Origin of the sequence: Achromobacter xylosoxidans A8, assembly GCF_000165835.1 — a bacterium.
Classification (GTDB): domain Bacteria; phylum Pseudomonadota; class Gammaproteobacteria; order Burkholderiales; family Burkholderiaceae_B; genus Achromobacter; species Achromobacter xylosoxidans_B.
Genome location: NC_014640.1, coordinates 469044 through 486806 on the forward strand (window position 1 = coordinate 469044; position 17763 = coordinate 486806).

Here is a 17763-nt window from a genome sequence, read left to right on the forward strand (position 1 = left end):
CCATGTTGCCCGCCATGCACCAAAGCCGGCGCAACCGGTGTCAGCGTTGCGCCAGGGCGGCCGCGATGCGCGCGAGCTTGTCTGGGTTGCGCTGCACCAGTACCCGGGTCAGGCGCTTGCCGTCCGTTTCGTAGGACTGCACGGATTCCAGATTGCCGTCGATGAAACGCAGCAGCGTCCATTGCCCGTTCACCTGGACCACCTCGGTGCGCAGCGCGTCGCGGTAGCGGCGCTTGCCGGCGTAGAACAGCTGCGCCAGCCGCTTGCCGCCCACCAGGCTGGCGAAGGCGCTGACCTTGGCGCCGCCGTCGCCGATGAGCTCGGCGTCGTCGCTCAGCAGCGCGTGCAGGCCGTGGAAGTCGCTGCGTTGCATCGCGTCGGCGAAGGCTTGCAGCAGCCGCTGCAGCGTTGCGCGCGGCACGGCCTCGCGCGGGCTACCCTGGCGCAATTGCTGTTTGGCGCGCCGCACCAGTTGCCGGACCGCGGCCTGGGTCTTGTCCAGGGTCTGCGCGATGTCCTCGTAGTCGGCGTCGAACACCTCACGCATCAGGAAGGCCGCGCGGGCGTCCGGCGACAGGCGCTCCAGCATGAACAGAAACGCTACTGAAACATCGTCGGCAAGTTCGTGGATCTGTTCGGGCGTGGATGGCGCGGCCATCAGCATGGGTTCCGGCAGCCAGACGCCCACGTAGTTCTCCCGTTCGGCCTTGGCGGCGCGCAGACTGTCGATGGACAGACGGGTAGTGACGGTGACGAGCCAGGCCTCGGGGTTCTCAAGCGAGGAGCGGTCGGCGCCATGCCAGCGCAGCCACGCGTCCTGCACCACGTCTTCCGCTTCCGCGACCGAACCCAGCATGCGGTAGGCGATCGCGTACAGGCGAGGACGATGGCGGTCGAACAGGGTCACGGAGCCGGTCATGGGGTAGGCCAACGCCTGGGGAGGAAGGGGGGCGGGAGGCAGGCTATTTTGCCGCAGCAGTCCAGGCAGGACAAGCGTGAAAATCGCCGGGCGGGCAGCTCCGGGCGGGCAGCTCCGCGCAGTCGGCGGCAGCGGGCTGCGCCGCCTACAGCGCGATCATCGCGACGGGCAGCGCCGGCAGATCGGCGTCGCCTGCCATCTGCGCCAGGTCGCGCTCTATCATCGCGCTCAGGCGGCTGATGGGCACATCGTTGGCGCTGCCTTCGAAGGGATTCTCCGTGCTTTCTCCGACCTGCTCAAGCGAGGTGTAGATCCACGAGATGATCACGCTGAACGGCACCGCCAGCCATGCCATCTGGCCTTGCATGATGCCGCCGGCATCCTGGCCGAGCAGGGCGAACTGGCCCGTCAGGCCAAACGGCAGCGCGACGCAGAAGGCGCGCACGAACAGGGTGTTGATGATGGCGTACTGGCGCGGATACGGAAAATTCTTGATGCGCTCTGCCTGCCCCTGGAGATCAAGGAGCTCGCGGATGCGGCTGTTGAGATCGGCGTATTCGGCTGCGGTGATGGCGCCTGCATCCAGCAAGCCGCGGGCGGCCCGGCCCTGCATGGCAAGCAGCTGCGCGGCCCTGTCATCGGCGTGCATCAAGACCGGGACGTCCTGCGCCGGCAGGTAGCGCGACAGTGCGGACTCCAAAGGCTCGGCGCGCTCCGGAATCACATACTGCTTGCGGTACTCGGCATTGGGGCGACTGGCCACGGTCTCCCATACGCGCGGCTCGCGCAGTTGGTAGCGTAGCGCCGTCAACCAGGCCAGATGCCGTTGCACCAATGCCGCGCCGCGCTCGGCGTCGCCGGCATAGTTGCGGCTGATCACGCCCCAATAGCGGCTGGCGCTGACGATGCTCATCCAGATCTTCTGCGCTTCGACCGTACGCGCATAGGTCTGCACGTTCTTGAAGCCGACGACAAAGGTGGTGGCGGTGCCCAGCAGCGATACCACCGACAAGGGCAGCGTCAGCCATTTCAGGCCGGCCACCTGGTAGAGCAGCGCAGGCGCGAGGCTCAGCGCGAGCAACACGTAGATTTTTCTGCGGGTCCAGATCACGAACTCGCCCAGGCGATAGGATTTTCCCAGATGCATGATGTCGGTCCCGCGCCCGTGGGCGTCCAGTCGGTGCGCGGCTGCTCGTCTGAGGCGCAGCCGCACGTCCAGAGATATGTGGGTGTAGCGATGCTAAGCGCGCCGTTCAAGAGGCGGTAGGGCCATGCAAGGACGCATGGTGTTGTCCGCGCGACACCAATCCGTTTGCAGGCTCCCCGGAGCGCCACGCCGACGCGCTGCCGATGGCGTGGCCGTGCCTGCGCGACGCGCACCGCCGCGCAGCGAGGCTCATTGGTGCGCGTCACACAACAGCGTGCTTCCGCTCGCGTGCCTACCGCGCACCTGGCCGCAGACCTAGCATGCCCTTACTTCGTCATCCACGCCGAAGCCGCCGCAACGCTCAATCCAACCGGAGCACCACCATGACCAGCAATACCTACATCACCAATGACGGTACGCAGATCTATTACAAGGACTGGGGCGACGGTCCCGTCGTCACGTTCTCTCACGGCTGGCCGCTGAACGCGGACGCCTGGGACGGGCAGATGCACTACTTGGCGAACAATGGCTTTCGCGTCATCGCGCACGACCGCCGCGGCCACGGACGTTCGTCGCAGCCGTCGTCCGGCAATGACATGAATGGCTACGCCGATGACCTGGCGCAACTGATCGAGGCGCTGGACCTGAAGCACATCACCATGGTGGGCCATTCCACCGGCGGCGGCGAAGTGGCGCGCTACATCGGCCGCCACGGCAGCAAGCGCGTGGCCCGCGCGGTGCTCATCGGCGCGGTGCCGCCAGTGATGCTGCAGTCCGCCGCCAATCCCGAAGGCTTGCCGCTCGAGGTCTTCGACGGCATTCGCGCCGGCGTGGCGAGCGACCGTTCGCAGTTCTACAAGGAGCTGGCCATCCCCTTCTATGGCGCCAACCGTCCCGACGCCAAGGTCTCGCAAGGCATGCTGGACCAGTTCTGGCTGTGGAGCATGCAAAGCGGCCAGAAGAACGCCTACGAATGCGTCAAGGCGTTTTCCGAGACCGACTTCACCGAGGACCTGAAGAATATCGACGTGCCGACCCTGTTCATGCACGGCGAAGACGACCAGATCGTGCCAGTGCACGATGCGGCGAAGAAAGCCGCGCGCCTGGTGAAAAACGCCAAGGAAATCTATTACCCCGGCGCGCCGCACGGCCTCACCGCCACCATGCAGGACCGCATCAACGCCGACCTGCTCGCCTTCATTCGCGCTACCGCTTGAGCGACGCACCTTTCTGGAGATACCGCCATGTTTGCCATAGAAAATGCCGAATCCATCGATCTGGTCCCGTCGCGCTACGCGGTGCAGATCGGCGACATCGACGCCCTGGTCGTGAGCGACGGCGTGCTGCCGCTGCCAACGTCAACGATGGCCACCAATGCCGACCCCGCCGATCTCGCGGCGTGGCTGGAGCACATGTTCATGCCTCCCGACGCGTTCGACTGGCCGCTGAACGTGATGGTGGCCCGCAGCGGCGATCAGACCATCCTCATCGATGCCGGGCTGGGCGGGCAGTTCGCAGGCTTTCCGCGCGCCGGCATGTTCCCCCAGCGGTTGGAGTCCGCGGGCATCGCGCTCGAATCCGTGACCGACGTGATCATCACCCACATGCACATGGATCACGTGGGCGGGCTGCTCGTGCCGGGCGTCAAGGAACGCTTGCGTCCCGACGTGCGCATCCATGTGTGCGCGACCGAAGTGGCGTTCTGGACCTCGCCGGATTTCTCGCACACCGTCATGCCCAAGCCGGTGCCCGCGGTGCTGAAGTCGACCGCCACCAGTTTTTACAACGAGTACCGCGACCAGCTGCGTCTCTTCGAGGACCGGCATGAGGTGGCGCCGGGCGTCATTGTGCGTATGACCGGCGGCCATACGCCGGGTCATAGCGTGGTCGATCTGGTCTCGGGCGGCGAGCGGTTGACCTTTGCCGGCGACGCGATGTTCCCGGTTGCATTCGACCATCCCGAATGGCAAAACGGCTTCGAACACGACCCCGAGGAATCGGCCCGCGTCCGTATCGGCCTGTTCCAGGAGCTGGCACGGAACCGCGGGCTGCTGGTTGCAGCGCACTTGCCGTTTCCCTCGGTGGGCCGCGTGGCGGTCGACGGCGACGCGTTTCGCTGGGTACCGGTCATCTGGGATTTCTGAGCGCGTCGATACGCGCGTATGCCAGACGACGCGTCATGCCGTGTCGTCTGGCGTCCATCTCCGCGAAGGAAAATCATGGGCAAACTACAGGGAAAGACCGCCGTCGTCACCGGCGGCAATAGCGGCATCGGCTACGCCGCGGCCGAAGCGTTCATCGCCGAAGGGGCGCGCGTTGCGATCCTTGGGCGCAGGCGGCAGGCCGTCGACGCGGCGGTGGCGCGACTTGGCGCGGCCGCCTTCGGCGTGGTGGGGGACGTTGCCGACCTGGCCACGCACGCCGCGCTGGCGGCGGAGGTCCGGGAACGGTTCGGCGCGGTCGACATCTACATGGCCAACGCCGGGATGAACAACATCGAACCCTCTGCGGCCGTGAGCGTAGGCAGCTATGACGCGCAGTTCGGCACCAACACGCGTGCTGTCTTCTTCGGCGTCACCGGCGTCCTGCCGCTGATGCGCGACGGCGGCTCCATCATCGTCACAAGTTCCATCGCCAGCGCCAAGGTGCTGGAAAACCATGCGGTCTACGCCGGCTCCAAGGCGGCCGTCGAAGCCTTTGCGCGTGCTTGGGCGCTGGAATTCAAGTCCAGGAGGATTCGCGTCAATGTACTGAGCCCAGGCCCTACCGATACGCCGATTCTGGAAAAGCTCGGCGTGGCCGAAGCGCATCGCCCCGCGTTCGAGCAGGGCATGGCCTCGTTGATTCCGCTCGGACGGCTGGCCCAGTCGTCCGAGCTCGCCCGCGCCGCGTTGTTTCTGGCGTCGGATGACAGCAGTTTCATTACTGGGGTAAATCTGCGCGTCGACGGCGGCATCGCGCTGACTTAGCAGGTCCATCAGCGCCACGCGGAGCAGGGTTTGGGCAACGGCAGACGCCGGTTCTGGATACGTTTGCTTGCCTGTGCGCGTGATGAATTTGGAATATAGGCCGCGTTTTTTTATTGCCGATTATTAAATATCGGGACAACGATTCCCGCTTGGCTGGCCTGGGAAACCATGCGGGCACGCGCAGGTAAATACATGATCCCACGCAGCATAAGCACGGTGGAGCAATAGCAATAACGTGGAATTTTGTTGCACCGAAGCATGCGGAGTATTGCACCTATCAAATTTTATAGTCTCAGTTCGATTGGCGCAGTGTCACAAGATCAAAGCACGCCGGAAAAACACGAAGTTTTGATAGGGGCTTTTACTGCGTAAAACTAAGAAAATTCGTTAAAATCAATCGCTTGGGATTATGAGCGGGAGCCTCGTCTCCCGCTTTGCATTCAGGCCTGCAGGCCAGTACCAGCGTCTGCGAGCCGTGAAGAAAAAAGGGGTTAAAGGCCCTTCCATTTCTTCCTGATTCAGCCCTCGCTCGGCAATCCGGTAGCGTGACGTGCTGCATCGCAGCAATGGAAGCCCAGTCCCCTTTTAGATTCTGACCATCCGTCCCGGGTCGGACCGGGATCGTCCTGGCGCAAGCTGCGGACTGGGTTGTGTCTCAGGCTTAGGATATCCACGCATGAATCTCCGGTTTCTCGAAACTTTTGTCCGCGCCGCGAGGCTCAAGAAAATGACATTGGCCGCGGAAGAACTCCACGCTTCGCAGGCGGCCGTCTCGGCTCGCATAGCGGCCTTCGAGGAAGAGCTGGGGGTCAGAGTATTTGTGCGGGAAAAAGGCAAGCAACTGAGTTTGACGCCCGTCGGCTTGGAAATGCTCGAGCCTGCGGAAGAACTGCTGGCTCATGCAAGAGCATTCACCGGCAGGTTCGCGACCACCGACGCCAGACTTTCCCAGATCAGCATCGGCCTTAGCGGGACAGTCGCGCAAGCGATCCTCGAACCCATGGTCGCGACGCTGGCCAGGCAATGGCCCAACGTCACGGTGCATTTGCAGTCGCTGACCAGCACCGACATTCGCCAGCAACTGCTTGAGGGGCAGCTCGACATAGGGCTGCTGTTGGGCAGCATCGAAGAGCCGACCGTGGTCAACCGGAAATTGCTCGAGCTCGAGTACAGCTGGGTCTACAGTCCCAGCCTGATGGCCCGCGATATCGAACCGTCGCTGGACCGGTTGAAGCAGTTGCCTCTGTTGTGCTATCCGGTGGATTCGCTGGCGTATTCCGCTATTGCCACGTACTTTGCAGCGCCCCAGATGCAAGGCTTCAAGCTGATCGTGGTGAGGTCGTTTTCGGTCATGTTGCGCCTGGTTCGCGCGGGCGCCGGATACGCGGTCTTGCCGATTGAACTCATTCGCGATGAACTCGATTCGGGCAAGCTGTTGCCGATCCCGTTCTCCAGGCCGTTTCCGAACCAGACCTACTTTGCTTCGTACATCGATCAGCCCTCGATTCCGCTGCGCGCCGCCATGGCCGAGTGCATCTGCGAGGTTGCGTGGCAGGTTTCGAACGGCTTGTTGAAAGATCCATCGCTTGCGGAATGACGAACCGGTCATGGATTCAGTGGCTGCGCGGCGTCAATCTTGTTCTGCGCGAGACGCCGCGATGATCTGCCGCCACACCAGGGCATCGTGCGCGATTGTCCGCGCAAACGCTTCGGGGCCTGCGCCTACCGATTCCACAATCTGCCTGGCGAGAGTTTCCAATAGCCCCGGTTCGGCCAAGGCCTGTTGCACGCTGCGGGCGACCTTGGCGGTGATCTCGGGCGGCGTATCGCGCGGCGCGCAAATGCCGACCCAGCCCATGAAGTTCAAGTCGTCCAGGCCCTGTTCGGCCAAAGTCGGTACGGACGGAAGCTGGGGCATGCGCTGAGCCATGCTGACGGCCAGTCCCTTGACGCGGCCAGACTCGACAAAGGGCAGCGCCGAAACAATGCTGTCCATCATCAGGTTCACTCGCCCCGTGGCGAGATCCCCATAAGCGGGCGTGGAGCCGCGGTAAGGCACATGCAGCATGTCCAGGCCATGGCGGGTTTTGACCGCCAAGCCGGCGAGGTGGGGCATGGTGTTCCTGCCGCCCGAGGCGAAGCTGTATTTGCCGGGAGCCTGCTTCGCCGCCGCGATGAATTCCTTGAGACTGGAAGCGGGCGCGCCGGGATCGGCGACCCATATCATGGGCGTATTGGCAATGTGGACGACGGGGACCAGATCGTCGACGCGATACGGCAGGTCGGGGTAGAGCGCCGTAGCCACGACCAGGCTGCTGGTGGAGCAGAGCAGCAGCGTATGGCCATCGGGGCGGGCCCGGGCGACGGCCGCGGAGCCTATGGTGCCTCCGGCTCCCGGCCGATTGTCGATGACCAGCGGTTGTCCCAGCGCCTGGCCGGTGGGACCCGCGATCTGGCGCGCAACGGCGTCATTGCCTCCGCCAGGAGGAAAAGGCACGACCAGCGTCACGGGCCTGGTGGGCCAGTCGGAGGGCTCGGCCGCCCGCGCCGCAGGCAGCAGGGCGCAAGCAACGGACAAGAGCCCGGCCATGGCGGAGCACCGCAAGGGAAGTCGGCGAATCATGCTGCTTCTTGGTGGGAAGAATGGGAAGGAAGACCGCTCGAAGGCATGAATCCTGCCGCATTGCTGTTCACCGGTGAAGCTAATAAAAGTTCATACCGACCAAGGAAAATCTATAGCCCGGCTTCCGCGATGAGGACGAGTGACGGTGAGCCGGGCGGCGTGCGGCCCGGCGGCGCATTGTGTTCAATCGTCCAGCGCCGGCACGGTTCCGATCTGCATGAGGATGCGCGGCGATTCCATGTCGCCGGTTTCCTTGTCGATCAGCACTTCGTAGGCGGCGACGCCCGCGAACTTGGAGGCCATGGAGTTTGCGATGCGTATGGCGCCGAACTCGCTGCTGGCGGGACGGATCTCGCCAGGGGCGACGCCATTGGCGGCGGCGCGGTAGGGAACGACGATGTACTGGACGAGATGGGCAGCTTCGGACACAGGGTTCTCCTGGACGACAGTTTTTAGGCGAGCGAAATGTATCACGTTGTACTGTGTTTTTGTACAGTATTGTTTGACGTCGCGCCAATAATTTTCAATCGCCCTGGGAAAACACCTAGCGCGCGCTCGTTGCCCGATTTGCGACTCACCTCTATTATTTTCGAAAATATTTATATTTTTATAAAAAGAGGCAAGGGATGGAAGCGAACCGCTATGACGCGTACCGCGAGGAGACCATAGGCCGCGCCAATGTGGCCGACTCGCCCGAGCTGATCGCCTATTACCAGGAGCTGGCGCGCCTGGAAACCGGCGCCCTCTGGACGGTGGCGAACAAGATCGAGCCCTGGGCGCCGCGTTCGGCCTCGGTGCCGGTGGTGTGGCGCTACCAGGACCTGCGCGGCCATGTGCTGCGCTCCTCCGAGCTGGTTTCGCCCGAAGAGGCCGGCCGCCGCGTGATCTATCTGAACAACCCGGGCCGGCGCGACGTGGCCGCCGCCGTGGGCTGGCTGTATTCGGGCTTGCAGGTGATGAAGCCGGGTGAGCTGGCTTCCGCCCACAAGCATTCGCATTCGGCGCTGCGCTTCATCATGGAAGGGCGGGGCGCGTTCACCGTGGTCGACGGCCACAAGATGACGCTGGGCGCGAACGATTTCGTGCTGACCCCCAACGGCACCTGGCACGAGCATGGCGTGGCCGAGGACGGCACCACCTGCATCTGGCAGGACGGCCTGGACATTCCGCTGGTCAATGCCATGGAAGCCGGCTTCTACGCCGTGCATCCCGACCTGAACCAGACCGTGACCTATCCGGTGGACGACACCACCGCCGCCTGGGCCAACGCGGCGCTGCGGCCCCAGGTGTCCGGTTGGACCAAGCCGTATTCGCCGCTCTTCAAGTACGAATGGGAGCCGACCTACGAGGCGCTGCGCCGCTATGCGCGCACCACCGCCGGCAGTCCCTACGACGGCATCCTGCTCGAATACGTCAATCCTGCCACGGGCGGTCCGGTCATGCCTACCATCGGCGCCAGCATGCAGCTGCTGCGGCCCGGCGAGCACACCAAGGCCCATCGCCACACCGGCAGCTTCATCTACCAGGTGGCCAAGGGCAGCGGCTACTCCATCATCGACGGCAAGCGCTATGACTGGACCGAGCGCGACATCTTCTGCGTGCCTTCCTGGGCCATCCACGAACACGTCAATCTCTCGTCCAACGACGACGCCTGTCTGTTCAGCTTCAACGACCTGCCCGTAATGCGCGCGCTGGCGCTCTACCGCGAAGAAGCGGTCAAGGAAAACGACGGCCACCAAGTGCTGATCTAGCGCTGCCCGTTCCCTATCGAATTTTTATCCGCCGCGCGGGCGCTGTCCGCGCGCCTGACTCAACTCGTTCTGAATCTATGGAGTTCCTATGCGCTTGGTGACTTTTCGCGCCCATCCCACCGCCGCTGCCCGCCTGGGCGCGCTGGCCGAAGGCTATGTGATCGACCTGGCCCTGCTGGGCCGCGCCGGCGGCGTGGACCTGCCCGACGACATGCTGGCCTTCATCGACCTGGGGCCCGTGGCCGTGGCGCAGGCCAGCAAGCTGATGGAAGCCTATCGCGGCAATTGGCCCGTGGGCAGCGCGCTGCCGCAAGAGAACGTCAAGCTGCTGGCGCCGATCCCGCGCCCGCGCAAGAACATCTTCGGCATCGGCCTGAACTACGTGGAGCATGTGGCGGAATCCAGCCGCACGCTGGATACCTCGGCCGACCTGCCCAAGCAGCCGGTGATCTTTTCCAAGCCGCCTACCACCGTCATCGGCCCGGGCGACGCCATCGAGCACAACGCCAAGATCACGCAGCAGCTGGATTGGGAAGTGGAGCTGGCCGTCATCATGGGCCGCCGCGCTTCGCGCGTGGCCGAGGCCGATGCGCTGTCCTATGTGTTCGGCTACAGCGTCATGCTGGACATGAGCGCGCGCGATTGCCGCCGAGCCGGCCAGTGGATCTATTCCAAGGGCCAGGACACCTACGCGCCCTTCGGCCCCTGCATCGTGACCGCCGACGAGATCCCGGATCCGCAGGTGCTGGACCTGTGGCTGACGGTCAACGGCGAGAAGAAGCAGGGTTCCAACACGCGCCACATGCTGTTCAAGGTGCCGTTCCTGATATCGGACATCAGCGCGGGCATCACGCTGGAGCCGGGCGACATCATCGCCACCGGCACGCCGGAGGGCGTGGGCGCGGGCCGCAAGCCGCAGGAATGGCTGTGGCCGGGCGACGTGGTGGTGGCTTGCGTGGAAGGCATCGGCACGCTGCGCCATCCGGTGGTGGCCGTTTAAAACACCCAGCCGCCGGGGCGGCGGGCAACGCAGTCTCCAAGGGGAAAACATGATCAAGAAACAGATACTGGGCGGCGCGTTGTCCGTCGCGCTGGGCGCCGCGGCGTCCATGGGGGCGGCCCAGGCCGCGGAACCGGTCAAGATCGGCTTCATCGCCACCTTGTCTACGCCGGCGGGCTACATCGGCGAAGACGAGCGCGATGCCTTCAACCTGGCCATCAAGCAGGGCGGCGGCAAGCTGGGCGGCGTGCCGGTGCAGCTGGTGATCGAGGACGACGGCCTGAAGCCCGCCAACGCCAAGCAGGCGGCCGACCGCCTGCTGCAATCGGGCGTCAAGCTCTATACCGGCGTGAACTTCTCCAACGTGTTGGCGGCGGTGGTGCCCAGCGTGGTGAAGTCGGGCGCGTTCTACGTCAGCCTGAATCCTGGCCCGTCGAATTTCGCGGGCGAAAAGTGCGATCCCAATTACTTCGTCGCGTCCTACCAGAACGACGCCTTCCACACGGCTGGCGGCGTAGCGGCCAACGAACTGGGCTATAAGAAGGTCGTGCTGCTGGCGCCCAACTACCAGGCGGGCCGCGATGCCATCGAAGGCTTCAAGCGCACCTACAAGGGCGAGGTGGTGGCCGAGATCTACACCAAGCTCGACCAATCGGACTTCTCGGTGGAATTGGCGCGCCTGCGCTCGCTGGCTCCCGACGCCATCTACCAGTTCCATCCGGGCGGCACGGGCATCAACTTCGTCAAGCAATATGCGGCGGCCGGGCTGAACAAGAGCATCCCGATGCTGATGCCCAGCTTCTCGATGGACGCGCGCATGATCAAGGCCACGGGCGACGCCTCGGCCGGCGCCTACATCACCGGCATCTGGTCGCAGGACTTCGACAACGCACAATCGAAAGCCTTCGTGCAGGCGTTCAAGGAAGCCTACGGCCGCGTGCCGACGGACTACGCCATGCAGGCCTACGACACCGCGCAGTTGATCGGCGCGGGCCTCAAGGCCACCGGCGGCGACCTGTCCAAGGCGGCGGAATTCCGCGCCGCGCTGCGCCAGCCCGAGTTCACGTCGCTGCGCGGCAAATTCAGCATGAACACCAACCAGCATCCGATCCAGGATCTTTATCTGATGCGCATCGAGAAGGGCACCGACGGCAGCCTGTCGCCGCACCTGGTCCGCAAGCTGGTGTCCGATGACAAGGACGCTTACGCGCAATTCTGCAAGATGCCGTCATGACGCTCCTGTTTGAACAGCTGCTCAACGGGCTGCAGTTCGGCGCCATGCTGTTCATGCTGGCGGCCGGACTGACGCTGATCTTCGGCATCATGGGGGTGGTCAACCTGACGCACGGCTCGTTCTACATGGTGGGGGCGTACTGCGCCGCGTACGCCATCGGCACCACCGGCTCGTTCCTCGCGGGCGTGCTGGCGGCGCTGCTGGGGGCGGGCCTGTACGGCATTTCGGTCGAAGTGCTGGTGATACGCAAGCTGTACAAGCGGGACCACCTGTATCAAGTCCTGGCCACCTTCGGCCTGCTGCTGTTCTCCAACGAAGCGGTCAGCCTGATCTTCGGCCGGCGCCCGCCGCTGGTGGGCATTCCCAGCTTCCTGGAAGGCGCGGTGACGCTGGCGCCGGGATTCCAGTATCCGCTGATCCGCCTGTCGTTCATCGCCATTGGCGCGTTGGTGGCGGTGGGCCTGTGGTGGCTGGTCAACCGCACGCGCATCGGCATGCTGATCCGGGCCGGCGCCGACGACCGCGAGATGGTCGACGCGCTGGGCATAGACATCCGCAAGCTCTACACGCTGGTGTTCGGCCTGGGCGCTCTGCTGTGCGGGTTGGCCGGCGTGATGGCCGCGCCGCTGCTGGCGGTGGAAATCGGCATGGGCGAACGCATCCTGATCACCACCTTCGTGGTCATCGTGATCGGCGGGGTCGGTTCGGTGCGCGGGGCCTTGGCCGGCGCCTTGCTGGTGGGCATGGTGGACAGCCTGGGGCGCGCGTTCCTGCCGCAACTGCTGTCGACCATGTTTTCGCCGGCCACGGCGGACCCGCTGGCCGCGGGCATGGCGTCGGCCAGCATCTATGTGTTGATGGCGATCGTGCTGATCGCCAAGCCGGGCGGGCTGTTCCCGGCGCGAGGATGAAGATGGCATACACACTTACGAACCGCGCCCGCTGGGGCCTGGGCGGCCTGGTGGTGCTGATCCTGCTGCCGGCCGCGGCGCTGGCATCGGGCTCGCCCTTTCTGATCGGCGTGGTGACGCGCTTTTTGATCTACGGCCTGGCCGCGGTCAGCCTGGACCTGGTGATCGGCTACGGCGCCATGGTCAGTTTCGGCCACGCCATGTTCTTCGGGCTGGGCGGCTACGCGGTGGGCATCATCGCCTTCCACACGGCCGAGGCCGGCCCGATCTTCGGCTGGGCCGGCAGCAACGCGGCGCTGGTGGTGTGGCCGATAGCGCTCATCGTGTGCGCGCTGGCCGGCTGGCTGTTCGGCTATCTGGCGCTGCGCACGCGCGGCGTGCAGTTCATCATGATCACGCTGGCGTTCGGCCAGATGGTGTACTTCGTGCTGGTGTCGTTGCAGTTCTACGGCGGCGACGACGGCCTGATGATTCCGCAGCGCAATGAGCTGCCGGGCATCAATCTGGAAAGCCCCATGGTTTTCTACTATGTGTGCCTGGCGCTGCTGACGCTCTGGACGCTGCTGTGCATCCGCGTGACCAACTCGCGTTTCGGCATGGTGCTGCAGGCGCTGCGCCAGAGCGAGCGGCGTTCCATCAACCTGGGCGTGGCGCCCACGCCATACCGGCTCAGCGCCTTCGTGCTGTCGGCGATGGGCACGGGCCTGGCCGGGGTGTTGTGGGCCAACTATGCCGGGCTGGTGACGCCGGACATGGCGGCCTGGACCAAGTCCGGCGAACTCATGGCCATCGTGATCCTGGGCGGGGTGGGCACCTTGCTGGGGCCGATCGCGGGCGCGGCGGTGTTCCTGGGGCTGGAGCAGATGCTGTCGTCCTTGACCGAGCATTGGCTGCTGTACATGGGACCCATCCTGGTGCTGGTGGTGCTGTGGGGCGAGAAGGGCCTGTTCGGCAAGTTGCTGGAGACACGCCATGCCGACTGATGCAAGCGCCAGCCTGTTGCGCCTGACGCAGCTGCGCAAGGCCTTCGACGCGGTGGTCGCGACCAATGGCGTGGACCTGGACGTGCGCGCCGGCGAGATTCACGCCATCATCGGCCCCAACGGCGCGGGCAAGTCCACCCTGATCGCGCAGATCTGCGGCGAGATCCGGCCGGACTCCGGCACCATCCATCTGGACGGACAGGACGTGACCGCGCTGCGCGCCTTTGAGCGCGCCCGCCTGGGGCTGGGACGTTCGTTCCAGATCACCGAGCTGTGCCAGGAGTACACCGCGCTGGAGAACGTGATCCTGTCGCGCATGCTCAAGAGCGGACGCGCCTTCCAGGCCTGGTCCAACCCGCGCCATGACGCCGCGTTGAAGACCGAGGCCATGCAGTGGCTGACGCACGTGGGGCTGGAGGACCGCCGCCACGTGCGTTCGGCCGACCTGGCGCACGGCGAGAAGCGGCAGCTGGAACTGGCGGTGGCGCTGGCGCGCGCGCCGCGCCTGCTGCTGCTGGACGAGCCCATGGCCGGCATGGGACCCGAGGAATCGGCGCGCATGACGCGGCTCTTGCAAGGCATGAAGGGCGACTACGGCATCCTGCTGGTGGAACACGACATGGACGCGGTCTTCGCGCTGGCCGACCGCATCAGCGTGCTGGTCTACGGCCGGGTGGTGTTCAGCGGCTCGCCCGAGGAGGTGCGCCGCCATCCGGAGGTGCGCGCCGCCTATCTGGGAGAAGAACATGTTGAAGGTTGAAGGGCTGACCGGCGGCTACGGTTCCAGCAAGGTCCTGTTCGGCATGTCGTTCGAGGCCAGCGAGGGCGAGGTGATCTCGCTGATCGGGCGCAACGGCATGGGCAAGACCACCACGATCAAGACCCTGATGGGCATGCTGCCCGCCACCGGCGGCGCGGTGCAGTTCCGCGGGCGCACGCTGGGCCGCGCCGCGCCCAGCAGCGTGGCGCGGCTGGGCGTGGGGCTGGTGCCGGAAGGCCGGAGGGTGTTCGGATCCTTGACGGTGCAGGAGAACCTGGTCGCGACTTCGCGTGCCGCGCCGGGCGGATGGGACCTGGAACGCGTCTACACGCTGTTCCCGCGCCTGAAGGAACGGCGCGGACAGTCGTCGCGGACCCTGTCCGGCGGCGAGCAGCAGATGCTGGTGGTGGGCCGCGCGCTCATGACCAATCCCAAGCTCCTGATCCTGGACGAAGCGACCGAGGGGCTGGCGCCGCTGATCCGGCAGGAGATCTGGCGCTGCCTGCGGGCGCTCAAGGGCGAAGGCCAGACCATCCTGGTCATCGACAAGAACCTGCCTGAAATGGCGACGCTGGTGGACCGCCACTACATCGTCGACAAGGGGCGGGTGGCCTGGTCGGGGCAGCCCGCGGAACTGTCCGCCCAGCCCGAGCTGGCGCAGCGTTACCTGGGCATATGAGCAGACCATGGAGCGTGGATCACGGCTCGGCAGCCGGGGACGGATACACGCCGCTGCCGGCCCGTTGGGCGCAGGTAGAATGGGCCGCCTGCGCGCGGATCCGCGCCCCGGCCGCTGAAATCTGGAGACCATCTTGAAGCCTAGAATCAAAGCTTCCCGCCAGGACGATCCCGGATCGGACGGGAGCGCGGGCGTGGAGGAAATCACGCTGTCGGAGCAGGTCTACCGCCTGTTGCGGCGCGACATCATGCGCGGCGCCTTCGCGCCGGGCCAGTCCTTGCGGCTGGAATTGCTGAAGCAGCGCTACGGCAGCAGCTTTTCCCCCATCCGCGAAGCCCTCAACCGCCTGCGCAGCGAACGCATGGTCATCAGCACCACCTCGCGCGGCTTCAGCATCGCGCCCCTGTCGGTCGAGGAAATGTGGGACGCCTGTGAAACCCGCATCCTGATCGATTGCGATGCGCTGCGCCGCTCGCTGGCCAATGCCGACGACGCCTGGGAAACGCGGCTGGTCGGCGCGTACCATGCGCTGACCCTGGCCGCGCAGCGCGCCGAGGCCGCCGCCCAGCCTTCGGAAGAGCTGGACGAGCTGCTGGAGGCGCGGCACCTGGAGTTCCACCACGCGCTGATTGGCGCCTGCCGTTCCCACTGGCTGCTGGACCTGTCCACCCAGCTCTATGCGCAGACTGAACGCTATCGGCGTCCGGCGCGCGCTGGCGCAACCGCCTACGGGCCGGAGCGCAGCGTCGACGACGAGCATCGCCAGCTGCTGGACGCCGCCATCTCGCGCGACGTGGAAGGCTCGGTCGCCATGCTGGCCGCGCACTACCGCAAGACCGCGCAGTTCATCGAACGCATCATTTCCCAGCCCCAATCGCAGCCCCAATCGCAGGCCAGGCATGCATAACTCCCACATCGACCTCTTCTTCCCCACCATCGCCGAGCGCGAGGTCCAGTACAACGCGCGCGAATCGGTGCCGGATTTCGACGCCTGCGTGCGCCGCTATGCCGAGTCCTCGGCCCGGGTGCGCACGCGTCGCCCCGGCGTGCTGGACCTGCATTACGGCATGGGCCAGGACGAAAGGCTGGATCTCTTCTTGCCTGCCGCCTCGCAGGCGCCGGCGCCGCTGTTCGTGTTCATCCACGGCGGCTACTGGCGCGCGCAGCGCAAGGAAGACGCACCCGTGATGGCCGAAGCCTTCAATGCCGCAGGCGCCGCCGTGGCGACGCTGGAATACACGCTGGTGCCCGAGGCTACCCTCGGCGAAGTGGTGCGCGAGGTGCGTTCCGCCGTGGCCTGGCTGTACCGCAACGTGGCGGCCTATGGCGTGGACCCTGAACGGATCTACGTCAGCGGCAGCTCGGCGGGTGGCCATCTGGCCGGCATGCTGGTCGCGCCCGGCTGGCCGGCGCGGTATGGCGTGCCGGACGACGTGATCAAGGGCACGCTGGCGCTCAGCGGGCTGTTCGATTTGCGGCCCCTATGCGACGTCCTGCCGAACACCTGGCTGCAGTTGACGCCCGAGCAGGCGGCGCATCAAAGCCCGATCTTCCATCTGCCGGAACGCGCGGGTCCGATGCTGCTGGCGGTGGGCGGGCTGGAGACCCAGGGCTTCAAGAACCAGACGGCGGCATACGAAGCCGCCTGGAATGCCGCGGGCCTGGCGTCCACCCGTATCCCGACGCCGCACTGCAATCACTTCGACCTGGTCAATGAACTGGAAGATCCGGACAGCGACCTGACCCGCGCCACCCTGGCGATGATGGGGCTGGGCGCCCGGTGACGCGCCGGCCGATGGCGTAAGCTTGACGCCCATGGCCGACCTGAAACTTCTTGAAGACCTGATTGCCCTGGCGCAGACCGGCAGCTTTGTGCGCGCGGCCGAGCTGCGCCACGTCACGCATCCGGCTTTCGGCCGGCGCATCCGCGCGCTGGAGGCCTGGGCCGGCGCGCCGCTGATTGAGCGCCAGCGCCTGCCCGTGGTCCTGACCGCCGAGGGCGAGGCTTTGCTGAAGACGGCGACCCAGGTGGTGGAGCAGATGGGACAGGTGCGCCACCGCATCCGCAGCTTCGGCGCGGGCGGCGAGGCCGTGCTGCGCATCGCCACCGGCCGCAGCCTGGCCCGCACGCTGGTGGCGGACTGGATCGCGCGACTGCGCCACCGCACGCCCAAAGTGCTGACCGAGGGCACGCAGGTCGAGCTGTCCACCGGCATGATGCAGGACATGGCGGCCCGGCTGGAGCAGGGCCGCGTGGACCTGCTGTGCTGCTACGAGCATCCGGCTCTGTCGGTGCAGCTGAGTCCGGGGCGCTACCGCTACATGACCTTGGGCACCGACAAGCTGGTGCCCGTCAGCCAGGCCGATTCCCGTGGCCGGCCGCGCTACGTGCTGCAGGAAGGCGGGCCGTCCGTGCCATTGATTACCTACGCCGGCGGCCTGGCGATGGAGCGCATCGTGGGCGACCGCCTGGAGGCCACGCCCTATGCCCTGGCGCCGTTCCTGCGCAGCGATTCGCTGGACGCGGCGCATGGCGCGGTCGCCAAGGGGCTGGGGGTGGCCTGGCTGCCCTGGTCCATGGTGGCGGCGGATTGCCGTCGCGGCGCGCTGGCCGCCCTGGGCGGCCGCAGCGAGGAAATCTCCTTCGAGGTGCGGCTGTACCGCTCGCGGGCGCGGCTGGCGGATCTGGCCGAAGCGGCCTGGGAAGCCACGGCCAGCCGCAAGGCCTGAAATCCGCCGGGCGCAGGGTGCACGCGTGCTGAATCCGCACCGGCATGTGCCGACTTG

18 protein-coding genes are annotated in these 17763 nt (G+C 65.7%); 14 read left to right on the forward strand and 4 right to left on the reverse strand.

What is annotated here, in order from left to right:
• Positions 1 to 40: 40 nt before the first annotated feature.
• A complete protein-coding gene (locus AXYL_RS02210; protein WP_013391199.1) occupies positions 41 to 919 on the reverse strand; it encodes an RNA polymerase sigma-70 factor in 879 nt (292 codons plus the stop codon).
• A gap of 145 nt (positions 920 to 1064) precedes the next feature.
• Positions 1065 to 2066: a bestrophin family protein gene (locus AXYL_RS02215; protein WP_013391200.1), complete on the reverse strand. Its 1002-nt coding sequence runs from the start codon at positions 2064 to 2066 to the stop codon at positions 1065 to 1067.
• Positions 2067 to 2449: 383 nt separating this feature from the next.
• On the opposite strand from AXYL_RS02215, the gene AXYL_RS02220 reads away from it, so the two are divergent.
• The 4 genes from AXYL_RS02220 to AXYL_RS02235 all read left to right on the forward strand — a co-directional run bounded on the left by AXYL_RS02220 (position 2450) and on the right by AXYL_RS02235 (position 6632).
• On the forward strand, positions 2450 to 3283 hold the full coding sequence (locus AXYL_RS02220; protein ID WP_013391201.1) for an alpha/beta fold hydrolase: 834 nt from the start codon (positions 2450 to 2452) through the stop codon (positions 3281 to 3283).
• A 27-nt stretch (positions 3284 to 3310) separates the two neighbouring features.
• Complete coding sequence (locus AXYL_RS02225; protein ID WP_013391202.1) at positions 3311 to 4210, forward strand: MBL fold metallo-hydrolase; 900 nt, start codon at positions 3311 to 3313, stop codon at positions 4208 to 4210.
• A 75-nt stretch (positions 4211 to 4285) separates the two neighbouring features.
• Positions 4286 to 5035: an SDR family NAD(P)-dependent oxidoreductase gene (locus AXYL_RS02230; protein WP_013391203.1), complete on the forward strand. Its 750-nt coding sequence runs from the start codon at positions 4286 to 4288 to the stop codon at positions 5033 to 5035.
• A 676-nt stretch (positions 5036 to 5711) separates the two neighbouring features.
• Positions 5712 to 6632: a LysR family transcriptional regulator gene (locus tag AXYL_RS02235; protein ID WP_041652123.1), complete on the forward strand. Its 921-nt coding sequence runs from the start codon at positions 5712 to 5714 to the stop codon at positions 6630 to 6632.
• Between the two features lie 33 nt (positions 6633 to 6665).
• Here the strand turns inward: AXYL_RS02235 and AXYL_RS02240 are convergent, their stop codons facing one another.
• Entirely contained in the window at positions 6666 to 7625 is a 960-nt protein-coding gene (locus tag AXYL_RS02240; RefSeq protein ID WP_013391205.1) for a Bug family tripartite tricarboxylate transporter substrate binding protein, read from the reverse strand.
• A 216-nt stretch (positions 7626 to 7841) separates the two neighbouring features.
• Positions 7842 to 8087 (reverse strand): hypothetical protein, encoded by a 246-nt coding sequence (locus AXYL_RS02245; protein ID WP_013391206.1) that lies wholly within the window; start codon positions 8085 to 8087, stop codon positions 7842 to 7844.
• Positions 8088 to 8284: 197 nt separating this feature from the next.
• Here AXYL_RS02245 and AXYL_RS02250 point away from each other — a divergent pair, with 197 nt between their 5' ends.
• The 10 genes from AXYL_RS02250 to AXYL_RS02295 all read left to right on the forward strand — a co-directional run bounded on the left by AXYL_RS02250 (position 8285) and on the right by AXYL_RS02295 (position 17706).
• The gene (locus tag AXYL_RS02250) at positions 8285 to 9409 is read left to right on the forward strand and encodes a cupin domain-containing protein (protein WP_013391207.1); all 1125 of its coding nucleotides are present in this window, start codon (positions 8285 to 8287) and stop codon (positions 9407 to 9409) included.
• An 88-nt stretch (positions 9410 to 9497) separates the two neighbouring features.
• A complete protein-coding gene (locus AXYL_RS02255) occupies positions 9498 to 10409 on the forward strand; it encodes a fumarylacetoacetate hydrolase family protein (RefSeq protein ID WP_013391208.1) in 912 nt (303 codons plus the stop codon).
• A gap of 49 nt (positions 10410 to 10458) precedes the next feature.
• Positions 10459 to 11643 carry an ABC transporter substrate-binding protein gene (locus tag AXYL_RS02260; protein ID WP_013391209.1) on the forward strand — a complete coding sequence of 395 codons (1185 nt, stop codon included), beginning with the start codon at positions 10459 to 10461 and terminating at the stop codon, positions 11641 to 11643.
• Positions 11640 to 12554, forward strand: coding sequence for a branched-chain amino acid ABC transporter permease (locus AXYL_RS02265; protein ID WP_013391210.1), 915 nt, complete (start codon positions 11640 to 11642; stop codon positions 12552 to 12554). Before AXYL_RS02260 ends, AXYL_RS02265 begins: the two co-directional genes overlap by 4 nt.
• Positions 12551 to 13537, forward strand: coding sequence for a branched-chain amino acid ABC transporter permease (locus tag AXYL_RS02270; RefSeq protein ID WP_041652124.1), 987 nt, complete (start codon positions 12551 to 12553; stop codon positions 13535 to 13537). The genes AXYL_RS02265 and AXYL_RS02270 overlap by 4 nt, the downstream gene beginning before the upstream one ends.
• Positions 13527 to 14297: an ABC transporter ATP-binding protein gene (locus AXYL_RS02275; protein ID WP_013391212.1), complete on the forward strand. Its 771-nt coding sequence runs from the start codon at positions 13527 to 13529 to the stop codon at positions 14295 to 14297. Before AXYL_RS02270 ends, AXYL_RS02275 begins: the two co-directional genes overlap by 11 nt.
• Positions 14284 to 14976: an ABC transporter ATP-binding protein gene (locus tag AXYL_RS02280; RefSeq protein WP_013391213.1), complete on the forward strand. Its 693-nt coding sequence runs from the start codon at positions 14284 to 14286 to the stop codon at positions 14974 to 14976. The genes AXYL_RS02275 and AXYL_RS02280 overlap by 14 nt, the downstream gene beginning before the upstream one ends.
• A gap of 133 nt (positions 14977 to 15109) precedes the next feature.
• A complete protein-coding gene (locus AXYL_RS02285) occupies positions 15110 to 15883 on the forward strand; it encodes a GntR family transcriptional regulator (RefSeq protein WP_041652125.1) in 774 nt (257 codons plus the stop codon).
• Positions 15876 to 16760 (forward strand): alpha/beta hydrolase, encoded by an 885-nt coding sequence (locus tag AXYL_RS02290; RefSeq protein ID WP_013391215.1) that lies wholly within the window; start codon positions 15876 to 15878, stop codon positions 16758 to 16760. Before AXYL_RS02285 ends, AXYL_RS02290 begins: the two co-directional genes overlap by 8 nt.
• A gap of 31 nt (positions 16761 to 16791) precedes the next feature.
• Positions 16792 to 17706, forward strand: coding sequence for a LysR family transcriptional regulator (locus tag AXYL_RS02295; protein WP_013391216.1), 915 nt, complete (start codon positions 16792 to 16794; stop codon positions 17704 to 17706).
• Positions 17707 to 17763 lie beyond the last annotated feature (57 nt).

Excerpts from the sequence above, each read along its gene's own strand:
- AXYL_RS02210 (WP_013391199.1), bottom strand. The coding sequence starts at position 919 with ATGACCGGCTCCGTGACCCTGTTCGACCGCCATCGTCCTCGCCTGTAC.
- AXYL_RS02215 (WP_013391200.1), bottom strand. The coding sequence starts at position 2,066 with ATGCATCTGGGAAAATCCTATCGCCTGGGCGAGTTCGTGATCTGGACC.
- AXYL_RS02220 (WP_013391201.1), top strand. The coding sequence starts at position 2,450 with ATGACCAGCAATACCTACATCACCAATGACGGTACGCAGATCTATTAC.
- AXYL_RS02225 (WP_013391202.1), top strand. The coding sequence starts at position 3,311 with ATGTTTGCCATAGAAAATGCCGAATCCATCGATCTGGTCCCGTCGCGC.
- AXYL_RS02230 (WP_013391203.1), top strand. The coding sequence starts at position 4,286 with ATGGGCAAACTACAGGGAAAGACCGCCGTCGTCACCGGCGGCAATAGC.
- AXYL_RS02235 (WP_041652123.1), top strand. The coding sequence starts at position 5,712 with ATGAATCTCCGGTTTCTCGAAACTTTTGTCCGCGCCGCGAGGCTCAAG.
- AXYL_RS02240 (WP_013391205.1), bottom strand. The coding sequence starts at position 7,625 with ATGGCCGGGCTCTTGTCCGTTGCTTGCGCCCTGCTGCCTGCGGCGCGG.
- AXYL_RS02250 (WP_013391207.1), top strand. The coding sequence starts at position 8,285 with ATGGAAGCGAACCGCTATGACGCGTACCGCGAGGAGACCATAGGCCGC.
- AXYL_RS02255 (WP_013391208.1), top strand. The coding sequence starts at position 9,498 with ATGCGCTTGGTGACTTTTCGCGCCCATCCCACCGCCGCTGCCCGCCTG.
- AXYL_RS02260 (WP_013391209.1), top strand. The coding sequence starts at position 10,459 with ATGATCAAGAAACAGATACTGGGCGGCGCGTTGTCCGTCGCGCTGGGC.
- AXYL_RS02265 (WP_013391210.1), top strand. The coding sequence starts at position 11,640 with ATGACGCTCCTGTTTGAACAGCTGCTCAACGGGCTGCAGTTCGGCGCC.
- AXYL_RS02270 (WP_041652124.1), top strand. The coding sequence starts at position 12,551 with ATGAAGATGGCATACACACTTACGAACCGCGCCCGCTGGGGCCTGGGC.
- AXYL_RS02275 (WP_013391212.1), top strand. The coding sequence starts at position 13,527 with ATGCCGACTGATGCAAGCGCCAGCCTGTTGCGCCTGACGCAGCTGCGC.
- AXYL_RS02280 (WP_013391213.1), top strand. The coding sequence starts at position 14,284 with ATGTTGAAGGTTGAAGGGCTGACCGGCGGCTACGGTTCCAGCAAGGTC.
- AXYL_RS02290 (WP_013391215.1), top strand. The coding sequence starts at position 15,876 with ATGCATAACTCCCACATCGACCTCTTCTTCCCCACCATCGCCGAGCGC.
- AXYL_RS02295 (WP_013391216.1), top strand. The coding sequence starts at position 16,792 with ATGGCCGACCTGAAACTTCTTGAAGACCTGATTGCCCTGGCGCAGACC.